Source organism: Mesorhizobium sp. M0139 (assembly GCF_040322455.1).
Taxonomy (GTDB): Bacteria; Pseudomonadota; Alphaproteobacteria; order Rhizobiales; family Rhizobiaceae; genus Mesorhizobium.
Map to the genome: position 1 here is coordinate 318,992 of NZ_JAMYTN010000002.1, position 17,955 is coordinate 336,946.

General features: G+C 60.4%; 18 protein-coding genes. 8 read left to right on the top strand and 10 right to left on the bottom strand.

Annotation, left to right across the window (positions count from 1 at the left end; all coding sequences use genetic code 11):
- Nucleotides 1-7: 7 nt before the first annotated feature.
- From NKJ58_RS04100 to nanR, 7 genes are all read right to left on the bottom strand, one after another.
- On the bottom strand, nt 8-856 hold the full coding sequence (locus tag NKJ58_RS04100) for a carbohydrate ABC transporter permease (protein WP_023827582.1): 849 nt from the start codon (nt 854-856) through the stop codon (nt 8-10).
- Entirely contained in the window at nt 856-1,854 is a 999-nt protein-coding gene (locus NKJ58_RS04105; RefSeq protein WP_245260451.1) for a carbohydrate ABC transporter permease, read from the bottom strand. Before NKJ58_RS04105 ends, NKJ58_RS04100 begins: the two co-directional genes overlap by 1 nt.
- 27 nt (nt 1,855-1,881) lie before the next feature.
- Complete coding sequence (locus tag NKJ58_RS04110; protein ID WP_023682276.1) at nt 1,882-3,537, bottom strand: extracellular solute-binding protein; 1,656 nt, start codon at nt 3,535-3,537, stop codon at nt 1,882-1,884.
- A gap of 120 nt (nt 3,538-3,657) precedes the next feature.
- Nucleotides 3,658-4,710, bottom strand: coding sequence for an NAD(P)-dependent oxidoreductase (locus NKJ58_RS04115; RefSeq protein WP_023819375.1), 1,053 nt, complete (start codon nt 4,708-4,710; stop codon nt 3,658-3,660).
- Nucleotides 4,711-4,724: 14 nt separating this feature from the next.
- The gene (locus NKJ58_RS04120; RefSeq protein ID WP_245263055.1) at nt 4,725-5,552 is read right to left on the bottom strand and encodes an HpcH/HpaI aldolase family protein; all 828 of its coding nucleotides are present in this window, start codon (nt 5,550-5,552) and stop codon (nt 4,725-4,727) included.
- Nucleotides 5,549-5,854: a putative quinol monooxygenase gene (locus tag NKJ58_RS04125; protein WP_023669450.1), complete on the bottom strand. Its 306-nt coding sequence runs from the start codon at nt 5,852-5,854 to the stop codon at nt 5,549-5,551. Before NKJ58_RS04125 ends, NKJ58_RS04120 begins: the two co-directional genes overlap by 4 nt.
- Entirely contained in the window at nt 5,854-6,561 is a 708-nt protein-coding gene (nanR, locus tag NKJ58_RS04130; RefSeq protein WP_023682279.1) for a transcriptional regulator NanR, read from the bottom strand. Before nanR ends, NKJ58_RS04125 begins: the two co-directional genes overlap by 1 nt.
- 569 nt (nt 6,562-7,130) lie before the next feature.
- Between nanR and NKJ58_RS04135 the strand changes: the two genes are divergently transcribed.
- The 8 genes from NKJ58_RS04135 to NKJ58_RS04170 all read left to right on the top strand — a co-directional run bounded on the left by NKJ58_RS04135 (nt 7,131) and on the right by NKJ58_RS04170 (nt 16,067).
- On the top strand, nt 7,131-7,313 hold the full coding sequence (locus tag NKJ58_RS04135; protein WP_155923174.1) for a hypothetical protein: 183 nt from the start codon (nt 7,131-7,133) through the stop codon (nt 7,311-7,313).
- A gap of 353 nt (nt 7,314-7,666) precedes the next feature.
- Entirely contained in the window at nt 7,667-9,304 is a 1,638-nt protein-coding gene (locus NKJ58_RS04140; protein ID WP_023682282.1) for a methyl-accepting chemotaxis protein, read from the top strand.
- A gap of 23 nt (nt 9,305-9,327) precedes the next feature.
- Complete coding sequence (locus tag NKJ58_RS04145; RefSeq protein WP_023829459.1) at nt 9,328-9,795, top strand: chemotaxis protein CheW; 468 nt, start codon at nt 9,328-9,330, stop codon at nt 9,793-9,795.
- On the top strand, nt 9,792-11,033 hold the full coding sequence (locus NKJ58_RS04150) for a CheR family methyltransferase (protein WP_023829458.1): 1,242 nt from the start codon (nt 9,792-9,794) through the stop codon (nt 11,031-11,033). Before NKJ58_RS04145 ends, NKJ58_RS04150 begins: the two co-directional genes overlap by 4 nt.
- On the top strand, nt 11,033-11,737 hold the full coding sequence (locus tag NKJ58_RS04155; RefSeq protein WP_023819373.1) for a chemotaxis protein CheW: 705 nt from the start codon (nt 11,033-11,035) through the stop codon (nt 11,735-11,737). Before NKJ58_RS04150 ends, NKJ58_RS04155 begins: the two co-directional genes overlap by 1 nt.
- Entirely contained in the window at nt 11,734-14,007 is a 2,274-nt protein-coding gene (locus NKJ58_RS04160) for a hybrid sensor histidine kinase/response regulator (protein WP_352560718.1), read from the top strand. The genes NKJ58_RS04155 and NKJ58_RS04160 overlap by 4 nt, the downstream gene beginning before the upstream one ends.
- A 22-nt stretch (nt 14,008-14,029) precedes the next feature.
- The gene (locus NKJ58_RS04165) at nt 14,030-15,049 is read left to right on the top strand and encodes a chemotaxis response regulator protein-glutamate methylesterase (RefSeq protein ID WP_023705673.1); all 1,020 of its coding nucleotides are present in this window, start codon (nt 14,030-14,032) and stop codon (nt 15,047-15,049) included.
- A 64-nt stretch (nt 15,050-15,113) separates the two neighbouring features.
- The gene (locus tag NKJ58_RS04170) at nt 15,114-16,067 is read left to right on the top strand and encodes a response regulator (RefSeq protein ID WP_023669440.1); all 954 of its coding nucleotides are present in this window, start codon (nt 15,114-15,116) and stop codon (nt 16,065-16,067) included.
- A gap of 13 nt (nt 16,068-16,080) precedes the next feature.
- Here NKJ58_RS04170 and NKJ58_RS04175 read toward each other — a convergent pair whose 3' ends face one another.
- From NKJ58_RS04175 to NKJ58_RS04185, 3 genes are read right to left on the bottom strand one after another with little or no spacing between them, the layout of a single operon-like run.
- The gene (locus NKJ58_RS04175; RefSeq protein WP_023715423.1) at nt 16,081-16,770 is read right to left on the bottom strand and encodes an RraA family protein; all 690 of its coding nucleotides are present in this window, start codon (nt 16,768-16,770) and stop codon (nt 16,081-16,083) included.
- Nucleotides 16,763-17,182 (bottom strand): alpha-hydroxy acid oxidase, encoded by a 420-nt coding sequence (locus NKJ58_RS04180; RefSeq protein WP_352852792.1) that lies wholly within the window; start codon nt 17,180-17,182, stop codon nt 16,763-16,765. The genes NKJ58_RS04175 and NKJ58_RS04180 overlap by 8 nt, the downstream gene beginning before the upstream one ends.
- On the bottom strand, nt 17,082-17,936 hold the full coding sequence (locus NKJ58_RS04185; protein ID WP_352852793.1) for an alpha-hydroxy acid oxidase: 855 nt from the start codon (nt 17,934-17,936) through the stop codon (nt 17,082-17,084). Before NKJ58_RS04185 ends, NKJ58_RS04180 begins: the two co-directional genes overlap by 101 nt.
- Between the last annotated feature and the right edge of the window lie 19 nt (nt 17,937-17,955).

Sequence of the window (17,955 nt, forward strand, 5' to 3'; positions counted from 1 at the left end):
AGCTTTCCTAACCGCGAACGGCGCCGAGCGTCAGCCCGCGCACCAGATGACGTTGAGCAAGGACCCCGAGGGCGATCGATGGCACAAGGGAGACGATGGCAAGGGCCGCGGCTTCGCCATATTGCGCGCCCTGGAAGCCGATGAAGGCGCGGAAGACCGTTGGCAGTGTAAAGGCAGTTCGGCTGGTCAAGATCAGAGCGAAGAAGAACTCCGTCCAGCATGCAATGAAGGCGAAGACAGCCGCCGCGACGATGCCCGGTGCTGCGAGCGGCACGGCAACGCGCCAGAACGCCTCCCATCTCGTGCAGCCATCGACGAGGGCCGCCTCCTCCATCGACTTCGGCATGCCGCGGAAATAGGCGAACATCATCCACACCGAGACCGGCAGCGTGAAGACCGTATAGGCGATGATCAGGCCGACATGAGTGTCGTAGAGCCCGACCTGGCGATAGATCAGGAACACCGGCAGCACGATCCCGATCGGCGGCAAAAAGCGCTGCGACAGCACCCAGAAAGACAGATGCTTGCCGCCGGTGTCGTAGCGCGCCAGGCTATAGGCCATCAGCGTGCCGAGCAGCGCCGAAAGCACCGTGGCCGAAAGCGAAATAATCAGGCTGTTGATGAGCCCGTCGAGACCACGATAGGCGAACAGCGCAGCTTTGTAGTGGACAAGCGTCGGAGCGGCGGGGAACCAGACAGGCGGTACGGTGAGGTAGTCGTCGCTGGGCTTGATGGAGGTGTTGAACATCCAGTAGAGCGGCCACAGCACGAACACCAGGAAGAACCCCAGCAGCAGAATTCGGCCGATCGGCAACGACCGGCGTTTCCTGCGGCGGGCGGGCGCGACGGCGGCCATCAGACCGGTTCTACCTTCAAGAGCCGACGCACCAGCAACGTCACGATGAGCGCCGTAAAGATCAGGAACAGCCAACTTCCTGCTGTTGCCTGCGACAGATGAAACTGTGTGAAGCCGATGGTATAAAGATAATAGGAGGCCGTGTAGGTTTGTGTTCCCGGGCCACCCCCTGTCATGATGAAAATGGTATCGAACATACGGATTGCGTCGAGCAGACGGAAGGTCAGCGCCAGCAGCATCATCGGCCCGAGATGCGGGAGCGTGATCGCCCAAAAAACCTGCCAGGCGTTGACGCCGTCGAGTTCTGCCGCCTCATAGAGATTGGGTGGGATTGCGGTCAGCCCGGCGAGCAGGATGACGAACATGAACGGCGTCCACTGCCAGACATCGGCGATGATCAGCGAGACGTAGAGCCACGGGCGCTCCGTCATCCAGCCGATCGTAACCTCCTGCCCCAATAGTTGCGTCAGGATATAGTTCGTCGGTCCGAAAGGCCGCTGTAAAAGCAGCGTCCAGGCTTGGCCGACGATGACCGGGCTGATGAACAGCGGCACGATCAGGATCGACATGATCACACCGCGGCCCGGAAAGCTGCGCACCATTGTCAGCGCCACCAAGAGGCCGAGAACGAATTCTATAGCGACGCTGATGCCCGACAGCGATGCTGTCAGCAACAGGGACCAACGTGCTACGGGATCGAACACGACCCGCTCGAAGTTCTTCAATCCGACAAAGGCGTGGCCCGGCACCTGGAAGTCGTAGTTGATGAAGGATACCACCAGCGAGAACAGAAGCGGATAGATCGACAGTGCCAATATCAGCAGCACAGCGGGGGCGACCAGCAGCCACTTGAAATGACGGTCAGCCCATTGGGCAAAGGCAGACAGCCGGGGCGGTGCGCCGGCGGCCTTCAAATGGCGGATCGTGGCTGTGGGCTGCATAGGCGTATCCAATCGCCGCTTAGCGGGGAGGTGTTGCGAGCCAAGCGCCCGCAACACCAATTGCTCCAGAGAGTCCGCCTCCCTTCAGAGGGTGACCGCCATGCCAAGTTTTTCCACCGTGTTGTCGGCGGTGGCGCCAGGCAGTTTCAAGAACTCGGTGTAGAAGCCCTTCTGCGAATCCACACCCAGTCGGTCGGTCGTCTCGTTCCACTCGGCGGCCGCCGTTTCAAGCGACGCCTTCGGATCCGCACCAGCCCACACCGCCGTGCACATGCGATCGATGCTCAAGAAGTAGTCCTGCGCGCCTGGCATGATCGGGTCGAGCAGACCGACGTTTGCCGAGTTGTTGAGGTTGGCAAGGTACTCCTTGGCACTCGGGAAGAGCGCGCCGTAGAGCTCGGACTTGAAGTGCGAGATGCGGTACGGGTCGCGTAGCGCGTAGGGCAGCATGCAACGTGCCAGCGAGACGGGTGGCGAGCATACCCACTGCATGAACAGATACGCCGCCTCAGGGTTGGGCGAGTCGGCCGACAGTGCCTTGTTGTAGCCGGTGGCATGTTCCGGATTTCCCGGAACCACGGCATAGCCGACCTTGCCGGCGATTTGGGACTGCGGAATGAAGTTGATTGCCGTGGCCGACTGCGAATAGTTCGCCGCCATACGGCCGCTAGGAGGCCAGGAATAGATCATCGCGACTTTGCCGGTCAGGAAAGCCGCCCACAAGGAGACGGCGTCGAGCTCGTTGTTGCCGGGGATCGAGGCCTTGTTTGCGGCGAGCATGTTTGTCAGCGTCTTGACGCCGGCATCCGAAACCAAACCTGCCTTCATGTCGTCGCCGAAGAGTTTTCCGCCGTTGGCCCGGTACTGCTGCAGAAAGTCGAACTGATTGCCGGGGCTGCCCGCCTTGCGGAAATGTCCCGCGCCATAGACCTTTGGCGCCATCTGGTCGGTGATGAACTGGGCGATCTGGGCATATTCTTCCCATGTCTTGGGCGGTCCAAGCTTGGCGTTGAACTTCGCCTGGTAAGCCTCCATCATTTTCGGATCCTCGAAAATGTCCTTGCGGTAGTAGAGAGCGAACATGTCGCCGTCGTCGAAGAATCCCCAGATCTTGCCCTTGTAGGTCGGCAGCGCCTTGTACAGGGGATGATAGTCCTCGAGGTCTGCCGGGTTCATGTATTTGGCGATGTAGTCGTCTAGCGGGGCGATGACGCCGCCATCGGCAAGCGACGGCGTCCAGGCCGGCGAGATGTCGAGGACGTCATAGGCACCCGAGCCGGCGATGTGCTCGGCGACCGCCTTGGAGTACTGGTCCGGGTTCGACAGCTCGACGACATTCGACTTCATCCCGGTAAGCTGCTCCCACATCGGCCCGCTGAAATTGCGCGGGTCGAGTGCCTGCAGGCCAGCCTCGTAGGTCATGTTGAGGGTGACGCCCGAATGCGCCTTGGCCGCCTCCGCCGCGCGAAAGGCGGAACCGTCCGCAGGCCCTTCCTTCGATGCTTTCAGGGCTGCGGCCTGCGCCTGGCCGAGCGGCGACGTGCCGTCCGCCAATTCCAATGTTTGCTGCGCCAGCGCCCAATCGGTCATCATCCCCAGCAGCGGGCCGGACACGGCCAACATGCCGGTCATCTGACCGAAGCGGGTGATGAAAGTTCGGCGGGTGGTTTCGCCGCGCATGAAGGCGTCGACCTCTGCTTCGAGACCTGCCTGAAAGTCACGTTTTTCACGATCGTTCATAGTGCTTGGTCCTCCCATTTTCCTTTTGCTTCACTCGTCCGCCGGCGCAGCGGTCAAGCATTTCCTCCCGTAAGGTCGCCGCAAACAGGCCGCGGCGGCGCGCCGAAAATCAGTGTCCTCCTAGGTTCCAAAGCGGGCGGCGAGCCCAGACAGCCTGGTCTTCCACAGCTCGCTCGAAAGCACCTCGCGATTGACCACGCCGCGCGGCTCGCGACCGCGCTGCACCTCCATTACCGCTTTGACGTCCGCGGCACCGTTGCCGGCAAAGCACTGGTCCGTCCAGCAAAGCGCGTGCGGCGCCAGGATGACATTGTCGAGTTTGAGGATCGCATCGTCTGCGTCGGGAGGCTCTTGTTCCAGCACGTCTAGACCGGCGCCGGCGATGCGGCGCTCCTGCAGTGCTTGCGTCAGCGCTTTCTGGTCGACGATCGGGCCGCGCGCGGTGTTGATCAGGTAAGCTGTCGGCTTCATCAGGGCGATCCGCTCGGCATTGACGATGTGGTGGGTCTGGGGCGACAGGGGGCAACTCACCGACAGCACGTCGGCGCGGCGAAACAGATCCTCCAGCCCTACCAGCTCGACGCCCATGTCGGCAGCGACCCCCTTGTCGGCAAACGGGTCATGGGCGATGAATTGCATGTCAAAGGGCTTCGCCAAGCGGAAGACCTCGGCACCGATGTTGCCGATGCCCAGCGACCCAAGCGTACGCCCGACGAGGCCGACCCCCATATGTTCGGAGCGCTTCTCAAAACCAACAGACCCTTTGCGGGTGAGCGCGTCCTTTGTCAGCAGCTTGCCGGTCAGCGCCAGCATGAAGGTGACGACGGATACGGCGACGGGCCGTCGCACGCCATCGGGCGTGATGACCAAGGCAATACCGGCTGCGGTGCATGCCTCAACGTCGACAGTGTCGTAGCCGACCCCGAAGCGGGCAACGACGGCCAGGCGGCCGCTCCTGGGGACACTCGTGGCATCGAAACGATGGGCGAGGAGGATCAGCGCATCGAAATCCTCAAGTTGGTCGGCGCGAAGCGGACTGTTTGACTCCAGGAACACCATCTCGACACCTGTCGCATTGCGCAGCGGCTCCAGATCGAAATCTGGGTAGGTCGGCGAGCCGTCCGGCCTGCGGAAATCACCGGAAAGCGCCACCCTGAATTTCACGCTGTCCATCGTCTCCTCCGCTCCTATTGGCACCCGGCCCGGATCTTGGAAACCGCGTCGGCGATCGCGTCGTGCAGGACCCAAACGTCGCCTGAATAACAAATGAAATCGAAGCCCTGTGCGTAGAACTCGTGTCCCTGGGCGACGTTGGGCACCAAGCGTCCAAGCGATTTGTTGTGCTTCTTGGCGGCGGCAACGATTTTGGCCATTGCAGCAGTGAAAGTGGGGTGGGCGAAGCCGCCAGGAATGCCGAGCGAGACGGACAGATCGAAATGTCCGACCCACAGACAATCGACCCCGTCCAGTCCCGCGATGCCGTCAATGTTCTTGACGCCGTCGGCGGTCTCGATCAGGCAGATGAACGTCGAGCGCTTGTTGGCGGCCTCGAATTTGTCAGCGACCGCGCCCGGACGGTAACGGTCATGAGCGATCTGCAGCGCCACGCCGCGGGCGCCGGCAGGGTGGTATTTCATGGAGTTGATGATGTGCTGCGCCTGTTCGACGCTGCTCACCATCGGCGCGATCAGGCCTTCGGCGCCCATGTCCATGGCGCGGGCGAGGAAATGGTAGTCCTGCGACGGCACACGCACCATGACCGGCAGATCGGCCGCCTCGAAATAACGGATCGCACTCTTCAGCGTTTCCAAGCTAAATCCCGAATGCTCCATGTCGAAAAAGACGAAATCGCAGCCAGCGGACTTCAGGATGTGACCGATTCCCGGCGTGGCGAACTCGGCGACGAGCGTACCGAGCTTGACCCGCCTGTGAGAAGCTAACGCCCTGAGACTTGGCTCCGACATGCACTTCCTCCCGTTCGCCCCAATGGGCCAATCCGCCTTTGTTCGCTTCAATGCGTGGCTTCAAGAACGAGGTCGCAGGTCGTCACCAACTTGGTCACGACGAGCGGCGCGCTCTGCGTATTGAATTCGTCGAAATGAGCGGTGCGGCAGTGGTCCTCGAATGCGGCCTCGCTATCGTAAATCTCATAGAGCAGGACCCGATCCAGTTCGCCGCGCGCCTCCGTCACGTCAAAGCGGCGACAGCCGGCCTCGGTGCGCATCGAGGCGGTCGCATTGGCGTCGACAAGTTCTCGGAATCTGTCCCGGGCACCAGGCCTCAGGCGGAAATCGACCCAGACGACAAATCCGGTCATCACTTGGGCCTCGCAAGTTGCAGATACCGCTTGGCCACATATTCGAGATGGCTGCGCATGGCCGTCTCTGACGCGTCTGGATCGCGCGCGGCGACGGCCTCGAAGATTTCGCGATGAGCCTGGTAGGCCTTGCGGTCTTCACCCTTGGCCAATGTGGTGCGACGCTGTTCGAGCAACCATTCAGCCAAGGCCGCGTGAATAGCTGTAAAGATCCGATTGCGGGTGATTACCGCCAGCACGTAATGGAAGTCTACGTCCGTGCGCTCGAAGCGCGCCAGATCGCCGATCGACTGCCGGTTGAGTTCGAGCGCCTCCTTGAGGCTGTCAATGTCTTCCGGGGTAGCATGCACAGCGGCGTTGCGGGCAAGACCGACCTCGAAAAACAAGCGCGCGCTCTGGAAGTCGTGAACCCCTCCCGGCGCCGAAATCATGTGCCGAGCCGGCCCTGAAAGGGCGTCAATCACGAATTGAGGAGTGGGTCGAGTGACGCGGGCACGCTCCCCCGATTTTACCTCGACAAGGCCCATTTTGCTCAGATGCAGCAGCGCCTCACGGATGGAAGGCCGCCCTACCCCGAACTGCCGCATGAGTTCCCGTTCAGATGGGAGACGGTCGGCTTCGGCCAACTCTCCCTCTCGGATCATCCGTTCGAGGTGCGCTGCCACCTCGTCCGAAAGCTTCCGCTGCTTGATCAGAACTCCGATCATGTGGCATACCTGTTATACCAATCAGGTACGTTATGATCCCATAGCACCCTTGTCAACGATGTCTAAGCATCCGGTAGCCGAGCCGTTTAATCACTCCGCCGAGGCGTCCTTTGCACACGCCTTCAACGTCTTCACCAAGGATATCGGTGACTTGAGGAGCGCGAGCACACTCTGCTCGGTGTTCCGATCGGGGACCGTCTTCGAACCCTGGGTCGGGTGGTCAGTTTCAACTGCGGTGTGGACCGCAGTGAGTGCCACCGGACCGTGTGCTGGCCGAGACCTACCCAACCGCCTGCTTATGAGCTGCAACATGAGCCCTCGATGGCAAAGTAGACCTCGACCTGAGCAAGACCCGCGAATGGAAGTGGGGTTCACAGCCGAGGCGGAAAACGCGAACTCTCGCTGGTGGACCCATTTGGCAATACGCCTGCTCCATCTCGTAATCTTTTTGCGCCGCCGCAATGCCGCAAAGGAAGGTGGTGTCGGGTCAGTTCTCTCTAGGCTCCAGAGCGCTCGTCACGTTGTGCCCATCCTCGTGCGGTGGGCGGCCGCCGCTTGAGGATGCGCATTTGAAACTGGTTTTCTCAAGATCTTTTAGTCCTGAGGGCCTCAGGCGGGGGCGCTTGCCATTTAGTTATCGTCACCTGCAAATGCCGAACCCGCACTCGACGCCAATCTACGCGCTGGCCAGTTTGCGACATCTGGTTTCGGCGATTCCGCTTTCAGTAGCGACGATCATGCTGGACGGCTGATATGAGGCGCGTTCCCGCCTGGCAGCTTAGGGGCAGCAAGCAGGACGTCGGCTTTCTTGCCTCGACCTGGCCTAAGCAGTCATTCAATTCGTGGCCTCAAGCAGCTCATCCACGCTCCTCCTGACGCGGCGTGCCATCCAGCCGATGTCGGGCTGATGTGCGTGGACGGCAGTCGTCCTTTGACCACCGCTTCTGGCGGCGCCGATTGGCGAGCCGCCTCGCCATCATTAGCTATGGAACGGAAAAGAAACCATTCAGCATCAGACTACCGCTTTTCGACGCACCTTTTCGACTATGTCGGAACGAGCGCTTGTCGCGCAGCCCACGATGCCCCCCATTGGTGAACCGGTTCCATGAAGAGTCTGACAATACGCCACCGCATCCTCGTCAGTTTCGCAGCCGTTCTGGTGGTCATGTCCGTGATAGCCCTCATCGCGTACGCCTGGTTTCTTCAGGCGGGGGAGGAGGCGACTGAGGTCGAGAAGGGCATCCTTCCGGACCTTTATCACAGTACCGAGATCATGACGGGCCAGATGGCGGCCCATAGTCTGCTTCAGGAATATGCCCTTCAGGACAACCCGTCAGACAGAAGCACGGTTGAAAACGCGATCACGACCAATCGCAACCAGGTGCAGCGGTCGATGGACGACTATGAGGCAACGATCGTCTCCGATATCGACAAGCAGAATTATGCAGCCGTCAAACAACTCGCCAACCAATTCCGTCTGGCTGAAACTGCTGTGCTGGAAACAAGCCGGGCTGCCTTGTCGAAAGGTGAAACTCCCAATGAAAGCCCAGCTATCAAGAACGAAGTAGAGCCGATCTTTGTAAAATTGCAGTCCGCTCTGCAGGCCATGGTTGAGGATCACAGAGGCGAGGCAAACAGCGCGACGCAGCGGATCAGCTCGATCGTCAGAACGGCCGAAGTCGGTTTGAGCGTTGGCTTGTTGATAGCCCTCGGGCTAGCCCTTCTTTTGGGTTACCAGCTGTTTCGCGCCATTACAGGTCCGCTCACCCGTTTGGTCGACGCGGTTCAATTGATGCGGCAAGGCGACTTCAGCGAACGGCTCGATCTGAGGCGCCGAGACGAATTCAGCGTGCTTGCCGACGGCTTCAACGCAATGGCGGACGATCTCACAACCCTCATTGGTCAGGTTCAAAGGTCCAGCATACAGGTCGGCACGTCGATAACTGAGATCGCCGCCACCTCCAAGCAACAGCAGGCAACTGCGACTGAAATCGCAGCGACCACAACAGAAATCCGAGCGACAGCCAAGGAAATCTCCGCCACATCAAACGAACTGGTCCGCACGATGAACGAGGTCTCCACAGTTGCCGAACAAACCGCTGCCGTGGCTGGCGGGGGGCAAGCGGGGCTGACCCGTATGGAAGAAACCATGCAGCAGGTCATGGAAGCGGCTGGCGCGATCAATTCCAAACTGGCGATCCTGAGCGAGAAAGCCGGCAGCATCAATCAGGTGGTGACGACCATCACCAAAGTGGCCGATCAGACGAACCTGTTGTCGCTCAACGCTTCCATCGAGGCGGAGAAGGCAGGCCAATATGGCCGGGGTTTTGCAGTGGTGGCGACGGAAATCCGAAGGCTCGCGGACCAGACAGCTGTCTCCACCTACGATATCGAGCAAATGGTCAAGGACATCCAGTCGGCAGTCGCGGCCGGGGTGATGGGCATGGACAAGTTTTCCGAGCAGGTCCGTCGGGGTATGCAGGACATCCAGCAGGTCGGCGGGCAACTCTTCGAGATCATTCAGCAGGTTCAGGGGCTGGTGCCACGTTTCGAAGTCGCCAATGAAGGCATGCAAGCACAGGCGACCGGCGCGGGGCAGATCAGCGACACGCTAACCCAGCTAAGCGAGGCAGCTCAGCAAACAGTCGAGTCCCTTCAGCAATCGACGCTCGCGATCGAGGAGCTCAATCAAGTCTCAGGCGGCATGCGAAGTAGCATATCGAGGTTCAAGCTACGAGCATAGCGAGCCGGCAGTAGGAGGTGACAATGCTATTCCTCGCCTTCAGCATGGGTCCGGATCGCTACTTGATCGATGTCCACAAAATTGAAGAGGTGCTGCCCTATATCGACGTGAAAGTTCTTCCGGGTGCGCCAACTGGTGTGGTGGGTTTGGTCAGCTATAACGGAATACCCATCCCCCTGATCGATGTCACCCTTCTTGCGCTTGGCCGACCATCGGAGCGCCTGTTGAGCACCCGGATCGTTGTGACGCGCTATCCGGCGGATGATGGCGAGCGACGCCTGCTGGGGCTGATCGCGGAACGGGTGACGGATACGATCGAGCGAGACCCGGCCGATTTCGCGCCGTTCGGACTGGAACCAGGAACCCCGCCCTATCTTGGGCCGGTGGCTTCCGATGGTTTGGAGGTCATTCAGTGGGTCAAAGTGGAAGCGCTGCTTTCGGAAGAGATTCGTACCGCTTTGCTCCGCCAGGCGGCAATAGGTGATCAATGACCGGAGCAATAGAAAAGCTCCTGACGGAAACCATTGGACTGGACAGTGCCAGCGTTGGTCCGACAGTGGTTCGTCAGGCGGTCAGAGAACGGATGGAAGCATGCCGGATAACCAACCCTCAGGCCTATAGGCAACACTTGGCCGGTTCCTCGCAGGAGCTGCAGGAGCTGATCAATGCGGTGGTGATCCCAGAGACCTGGTTCTTTCGTGACCGAGAAGCGTTCACGATGCTGGCGCGGCATGCGAGCGCGCACAAGCCTGCTCAGCCGCTAAGAATCCTGAGCCTGCCATGTTCAACCGGCGAAGAGGCTTACTCGGTCGCCATGGCCATGTTCGATGCCGGCTTTGAGGCGCATGAGTTCAAGATCGATGGCGTGGACGTCAGCAGCCGCAATATCGCGACGGCTGAACACGCCATCTATGGCCGCAATTCGTTTCGCGGCAGCCATTTAGAATTCAAGGATCGCTATTTCGAAGCGGCCGAGGGCGGGTTGCGGCCTGTTGCTGGGGTGCTGAAACAGGTTCGGTTCATGGTAGGAAACCTGTTCGGTTCTCACGCGCCTTTCGGGCAAGAGGTCTATGACATCCTGCTTTGCCGCAATTTGCTGATCTATTTCAATCGAGAGCTGCAGGATCGCGCATTGATCTGCCTGAAGGACTTGCTGGCCAAAGACGGACTTCTTCTGGTCGGTCCGGCGGAAGCAGCTCTTCCAAGGGTGCATGGCTTTCTTTCCGCTGAATGGCCATTGGCCTTCGCCTTTCTGAAATCGGAGCCCGTCAAGACCACGGCGCCAAAGGTTTCGGCCGCCGTCCCGGTGCGGACGCCAAGCCCTAAGGTCAACAAGAGCGAGCCTCTTCGTCCGTTCCGACCGACAATTGGCAATGAAGGCCGCGGGCAGGCTCCGGCCAAGCCGCTTGCACACGCCTCGGAAAGCCTCATCGCGGTTGAACGGATCGCCAATGCAGGACGCGTAAAGGAGGCACAGGAGGTCGCCCTGGCGCATCTCAGGGAGTTCGGTCCTTCCGCAGAAATCTTCTACCTGCTGGGCCTCGTCCAGGATGCGGATGGTTCTGCACCCGAAGCCGCGCAAAGTTATCGCAAGGCGCTCTATCTCGCGCCAAATCATCGAGAAGCTCTTGTCCATCTGGCCTTGCTGCTTAGCAAGCAAGGCGACCATAACGGCGCCGAGGCGCTGGCCGGCCGGCTGGGTCGGGTCCAGAAAAGGAGCGGCAGTTGATGGCGGCTTCGACAAGGATCGCTCAGCCGGTGGAGGAGATCGAAATCAACGACTGCTGGCGGCAAATAGGCGTACGGGGTGACAAGTCATGTCCGCTACTAGAGCAGCATCTCCACTGCCGCAATTGCCCGACCTACAAGAAGATCGCACGACGCCTCCTCGACCGTGCAGCTCCCTCGGCATCTCGCGACGAATGGCCTGACAACGCTGGTCGTGCAGGGATCGATTCGGCAGACAGCGACGCGCTGCAGACGGCCGTTCTCTTCCGTTTGGGGGAGGAATGGCTGGCACTTCCGGTCGGTATTTTTCATGAAGTGGCTGAATCTCGTCGCGTTCATTCACTTCCACATCGCAGGAACAGTGCACTGCTCGGCATTGCGAATGTCCGTGGTGAATTGCTCATTTGCCTGTCCCTGGCCGAATTGCTCGGGATAGACGAGCGCAAGGAAGGGGAACAAGGCACACGAACCAAGGTATTTCGCCGCCTTGTCGTGGTAGGCGAGCGCGACAAGCGGGTTGCTTTTATGGTTGATGAGATCCACGGCTTACATCGGTACCAGGAACGCGACACTCTCGCTGTTCCGGCCATGATTGGCAAGGCACTGTCGGCCGCTACGGTTGCCGTGCTGCCATGGCAAGGACGAGCCGTTGGCTGTCTCGATCCACGACAACTGCTCACGATGCTGGATCGGAGCATCGCATGACAGATGAAGACTTCAGCCAGGTTTCGATGCTCAGCCTCTTCCAGGCCGAACTGGAGACGCAGTCACGGGCTCTAACCTCTGGACTTCTGGCACTCGAACGCGATCCTATCGCCGCCGACGCCCTGGAAGCATGCATGCGTGCCGCGCATTCTCTGAAAGGAGCTGCCCGCATCATCGACCTGATGCCCGCAGTCAAAGTTGCAAATGCGATGGAAGACTGCCTGGTCGCAGCGCAACGCGGGCATCTGAGGGTGCGACGGGAGCATATAGATGCGCTTCTGCAAGGTTCTGACCTTTTGAAATTGATCGCATCGGGATCATCGAGCGAGAGCGCCAACTCAGAAGTCGAAACCTTTCTCGCGAAGTTCGAGGGGTTGTCCCTCCCCCAGGCAAAGCCCGGGCCCCAAGATTCTGCAGCTGATTTCGCAACTCCAGATCATGCCCAGGAGCAACTGACGACGAGCTCTTCCGCGAACCTCCTCGTTGCGGCGGTACCGCAAGCCCACGGCAGCATCGGCTCTGATAGAATGGTTCGGGTGACGGCAGACAGCCTGAACCGATTGCTCGGGCTGGCTGGCGAGTCGCTGATGGAAGCTCGGCGGCTCAGGCCATTCGCTGACGGGCTGCTACGGCTGAAGCGACTTCAATCGGACCTCGCAAGTGCGTTCGACAATCTCCATGCAGTGCTGCCGCCGGTTTCAAACGATGCGGCGGTGGTGGAGGCGCTGGCTGAAGCGCAGCGAAAGCTTCGGTTGAGCCAAGCGTTCCTGGCGGAGCGTTTCGATGAGTTGGATTCAGTGGATCGGAAAGCGACCGATCTTGCCAACAGATTGTACGACGAAACGTTGGCGAGCCGGATGCGGCCTTTTGAGGACGGCGTGCGACACTATGCGAGAATGATCCGCGACCTCGGTCGTACCCTTGGCAAGCGGGTGCGACTGGAGATCGTAGGCGGCTCGACCGGCATCGACCGCGATATCCTCGAGCAGCTCGATGCCCCTTTGGGGCACCTTCTGCGCAACGCTGTAGACCATGGGCTTGAACCGCCTGAGGAGCGCCTCGCGATGGGCAAACCCGAAGAGGGGCTCATCAGGCTCGAAGCGAGGCACAATGCCGGGCTGCTGCAGATAGCCGTGGTGGACGACGGCAGGGGGATAGAGCTCTCGAAGCTGCGCGAGGCCGTCGTCGCCCGGCAACTTGCAACCAGGGAAAGTGCTGAAACACTCAGCGAAAGCGAATTGCTCGCGTTTCTGTTTCTGCCAGGCTTTTCCATGAAAGCGGGCCTTACCGACGTCTCAGGTCGCGGTGTGGGGCTCGATGCAGTGCAAGCCATGACGAAGGAAGTCCGGGGAGTCGCAAGCGTCTCCTCAGAATTTGGCCACGGAACCCGATTTCAACTGCAATTGCCGCTGACACTGTCGGTCCTCCGCACGCTGCTCGTCGATGTCGATGGAGAGCCCTATGCTTTTCCACTCGCTGCCATTTCCAAGACTTTGAAACTGCAACGGACGGAGATCAACGTCCTGCAGGGCCGGCCGCATTTTCGATTGAACGATCGACAGATCGGGCTGGTCACCGCTCGCGAGGTGCTCGATCGAGGTGAGCCCGGATCGGAACCGAACGAACTATCGGTCGTCGTCGTGGATGCGGGTCGGGGCGATGCGTACGGCCTGATCGTTGACCGTTTTCTCGGGGAACGCGAGTTAGTGATCAGACCTCTCGATCCACGGTTTGCCAAGATCAAGGACATCAGCGCAGCGGCCCTGATGGAAGACGGTTCGCCTGTTCTGATCTTCGACGTCGACGATCTGATCCGATCGGTGGAAAAGCTTGCATCGTCCAGCGGATTTCGAGCTCTTCGGCGCGCCGCGGGCGGTCCCGAAGCGAGCAGGCGCAAGCGCGTGCTCGTGATTGACGATTCACTGACGGTTCGCGAACTCCAGCGCAAGATGCTCGGCAATTACGGTTATGAGGTCGAAGTGGCGGTAGACGGCATGGACGGGTGGAATGCCGTCCGGTCTGGTCCTTTCGATCTCGTCGTCACCGACATCGACATGCCTCGCATGGATGGCATCGAGCTGGTGAGTTTGATCAGAAAGGATGCTGATCTCAAGAACACACCCATTATGATCGTTTCATACAAGGATCGGGAAGAAGATCGCGCGCGCGGGCTCGACGCAGGTGCGGACTATTATCTGACCAAGAGTAGTTTTCAGGACGAGGCGCTGATCCATGCCGTCGTGGACATGATTGGCGAGGCGGCTGAATGAGATCGAGATTGGAAGCCAGCGAATGAGAATCGGCGTAGTTAACGACATGCCGATGGCGGTTGAACTTCTGCGTCGACTGGTTCTGTTGACCGGCGAACATCAGGTCGCGTGGATCGCGACTAATGGGCGTGAGGCGGTCGAGGTCTGCAGACGTGATCTGCCGGATCTGATACTCATGGATCTAGCGATGCCAGAGATGGACGGCGTGGAAGCGACCCGCAGAATCATGGCGGAAACCCCGTGCTCAATCTTGCTGGTGACCGCCAGTATCGAAGCCAACCTCGCCGGCGTCTACGAAGCAATGGGTCATGGCGCGCTTGACGCAGTCGATATTCCGTCAGTGGGCATCGAAGGCAACGCGTCCTCGCAATCCGCCCGGCTTTTGACGAACAAGATACTAACGATAGGCAAGCTGATCGGTGATGCGCCTACCCAGGCAAAAAGGCGGATGTCACGTGCGGCTGAGCCGTCAACTCGACGCCTGATAGCAATCGGCGCCTCTGCGGGCGGGCCGGCTGCCGTTGCCGCAGTCCTGAGCGCGTTTCCCGTTGATTTTGGCGGCGCGATTGTGCTCGTCCAGCATCTCGATGCTCAGTTCGTTCCAGGCCTTGTTGATTGGCTAGGGCAGCATACGCGTCTCCCGATCCGTCCGGCGGGGGAAAGGGATAGCCCTCAAGCGGGCACCGTTCTCGTTGCCAGTTCTGCGGATCATCTGGTTTTCAAGTCAGCTCAGCAACTTGGCTATACGCCCAGCCCCAAGGACAATGTTTATCGGCCGTCCGTAGATGTGTTCTTCGAAAGTGCGGCGCAATGGTGGCCTGGCCCGGTGATTGGTGTTCTGCTCACAGGCATGGGCAGGGATGGTGCGCGCGGGCTGAGACAGCTCCGTGACAAGGGGCATCTCACAATCGCGCAGGATAGAGCAACCAGTGCCGTCTATGGCATGCCGAAGGCCGCCGCCGACATCGGCGCGGCTGTTGATATTCTTCCTTTGGGTGCGATCGGCTCACGTATAATCGAAGCCTGCGAGCGCTCCACGTGAAAGGCCCCTTCCGATGACGCAAGAACCAGAGTTGGTCCCGCCACTCGCAGATAACTATTCATCCATGGTTCTGCTCATCGATGATCAGATCATGGTTTGCGAGGCGGTCAGGCGCGCTCTAGCCAACGAGCCCGATATTTCCTTACACTTCTGCACCGACCCGTTGAGAGCGATGACGGTCGCGGATGAGGTAAAGCCAACCGTTATCCTGCAGGATCTCGTGATGCCAGGGGTCGATGGGCTGCATCTGGTGCGAGAATACAGGAAGCATGCGTCGACACGCGCGGTGCCAGTCATTGTGCTGTCGAGCAAGGAAGATCCAGCCACCAAGGGCGAAGCCTTCGCTGCGGGCGCGAACGACTATCTCGTCAAACTGCCGGATCGTATCGAGTTGATTGCACGCATTCGATATCACACGCGGGCCTATCTGGATCACGTCCAGCGAGACTCGGCACACCGAGCGCTGAGGGAAAGCCAGCGACAGCTGATCAGTGCAAATCTAGAGCTTGAACGTCTGACGCGGATCGATGGCCTGACGGGTCTCGGCAACAGGCGCTATTTTGACGAATATCTGGCGGCTGAATGGAAACGCGCTTTTCGCGCACAGTCCCCACTGTCGCTGTTGATGATCGATGCCGACAACTTCAAACGATACAACGATACCTATGGCCATATGGCCGGCGACGATGTGCTCAAGCAAATCGCCCGCGTAATCCAGAGCGGTTCCGGCCGCTCCACCGATCTCGCTGCGCGGTACGGAGGCGAAGAGTTCGTCATCGTGTTGGTCGACACTATACTGGAACAATCCAGTGCGATCGCCGAGCGGCTCGTCCAGAGCGTGCGGGAGTTGAACATACCCCACGGCCCGGATCGCGTGACCATCAGCGTCGGCGTCGCAACAGCGGTGCCCACCGAGAACGAGACGCCAAACGATTTCGTCAATGCCGCCGATTTGGCTCTGTTTCGTGCCAAATCGGAAGGACGAAATCGTGTTGCGCTTCATATGTCCCGCAGCTAGAGAAGCTCACATCTCAGTCAACGAAGCGCGCCCTGTTCGATTTGAGGACGACCTTGGCAAAGTCGGGCACTTCAAGACCTTGGCGCACGAGCGCATCAAGTGCCTGCTCGGACGCCCTGATGGCGGCGAGCCGCGCCAGCACAGTCTCAGCCTCCAGGCGGGGGACCACGGCGATACCGTCCCGGTCGCCGACCAGTATGTCTCCCGGCGAGATAGTCACTCCTCCAAGCACCACCGGGAATCCGACCGTGCCTGGACCATTGCGCGCAGGCGAATTCGCAATGACCCCGGCACAGTAGACCGGCAACCCGACAGCCTCGATCCCGACAACGTCGCGCACGAGGCCATCAGTGATGAAGCCGGCGACGCCCTTGTTGCGCGCCATGCCGAGCACGAGATCGCCAGTTACCGCCGTACCGGCAAAGCTGTCGGTGGAAGCGACGATGACGTCGCCACTTGCTGCGGCATCCAGTGCTCCAAACAGGGCGAGGTTGTCGGCGGGGCCGCAGTGACAGGTCACGGCGACGCCGACCATCGTCGCAGTAGCTGGCGACAGTGGCTTGATCGCATAATGCAAGGCGCCGCGTCCCCCCATCGCGTCTACGACCTGGCTAACCGGCACGCCCGCAAAAGCACTGATGATTTCTGCTGCGGGCCGTTCGAAACGGCGCTTGATGGTGAGCAGTGGTGGGTCTTCAATCATGTAGCGGCCCCATTCCCTGAACGAACGAAATACAGTCCGGCCCGAGGTCGCGCAGGCTCCGCGCGCCCATCAGTCCCATGACGCGGTCGATCTCCTTGCGGTAGAGTTCGAGCACGTGGCGTACCCCCTCCTCGCCGGCGACCGCGAGCCCCCACAACTGCGGCCGCCCGATCAGACAGCACGAGGCGCCGAGCGCCAGCGCCTTGACGACGTCGGAGCCTCGCCTGATGCCGCCATCGATAAGCACCGGTATGCGGCCTGCGACAGCCGCGACAACCGCCGTCAACGCGTCCAGCGATGCGGCGGCGCCGTCAAGCTGACGGCCCCCATGATTGGATACGATGATGCCGTCGATTCCCCGCGCTACAGCCTCGGCGGCTTCGCTGGGATGCAGGACGCCTTTCAGCAACAACGGTCCGGACCAGACAGTGCGCAGCCAGTCGACATCGGCCCCAGGAGAGTCCGGGATCGAGCATTGCGGCCATGCGGCCCGCCAATGCACCGACCGTCGCCGTATCCCCGGGGCGCGCGTAGTTGCCGAAGGTCAGTTTCGGGAGTCGGGTGCGCATACGAAGAAGCCACGCCGCCTTGGTGGCGGCCGCGAGGGTTCCGGCCAAACCGAAGCGCGGCGGGATGGCAAAACCGTTGCGGATGTCGCGTTCACGGTTGCCAAGCATCTGGTTGTCGATGGTGAGCACCAGCGCGTCGTAGCTTGAGGCACGCGCCCGATCCACCATTTCTCGGGTGAAGCCGCGATCGGTATAGACGAACACCTGCATCCACCGTGGGCTACTTCCGGTGGCTGCTATATCCTCCAGCGTGCAGACGGATCCGTGGCTGGCGCAGTAGAATGTCCCTGCGGCCGCTGCGGCTCGGGCGGCTGCGCGCTCGCCGTCGGGCCAGAACAGCCCAGCCAAGCCGGTTGGCGCGATGCCCAGCGGGATGGCAAGTTTCGCGCCGAAGAGGTCAAGGGAAAGGTCTCGCGTCGTTGCACCGTTGAGTGGTCGCGGCAGAATGGCAACCTCGTTAAAAGCTTGCTCGTTCCGGCGCAGCGTTCGCTCATCCTCGGCACCGCCATCGGCGAAGTCGAACACCGGGCGTGGCAAAGTCCGCCGCGCGGCGACGCGGACCGCGGCCACGCTGTACAGGCACTTCAACGCCGCCATCGAAGCAGACGATGCCGCA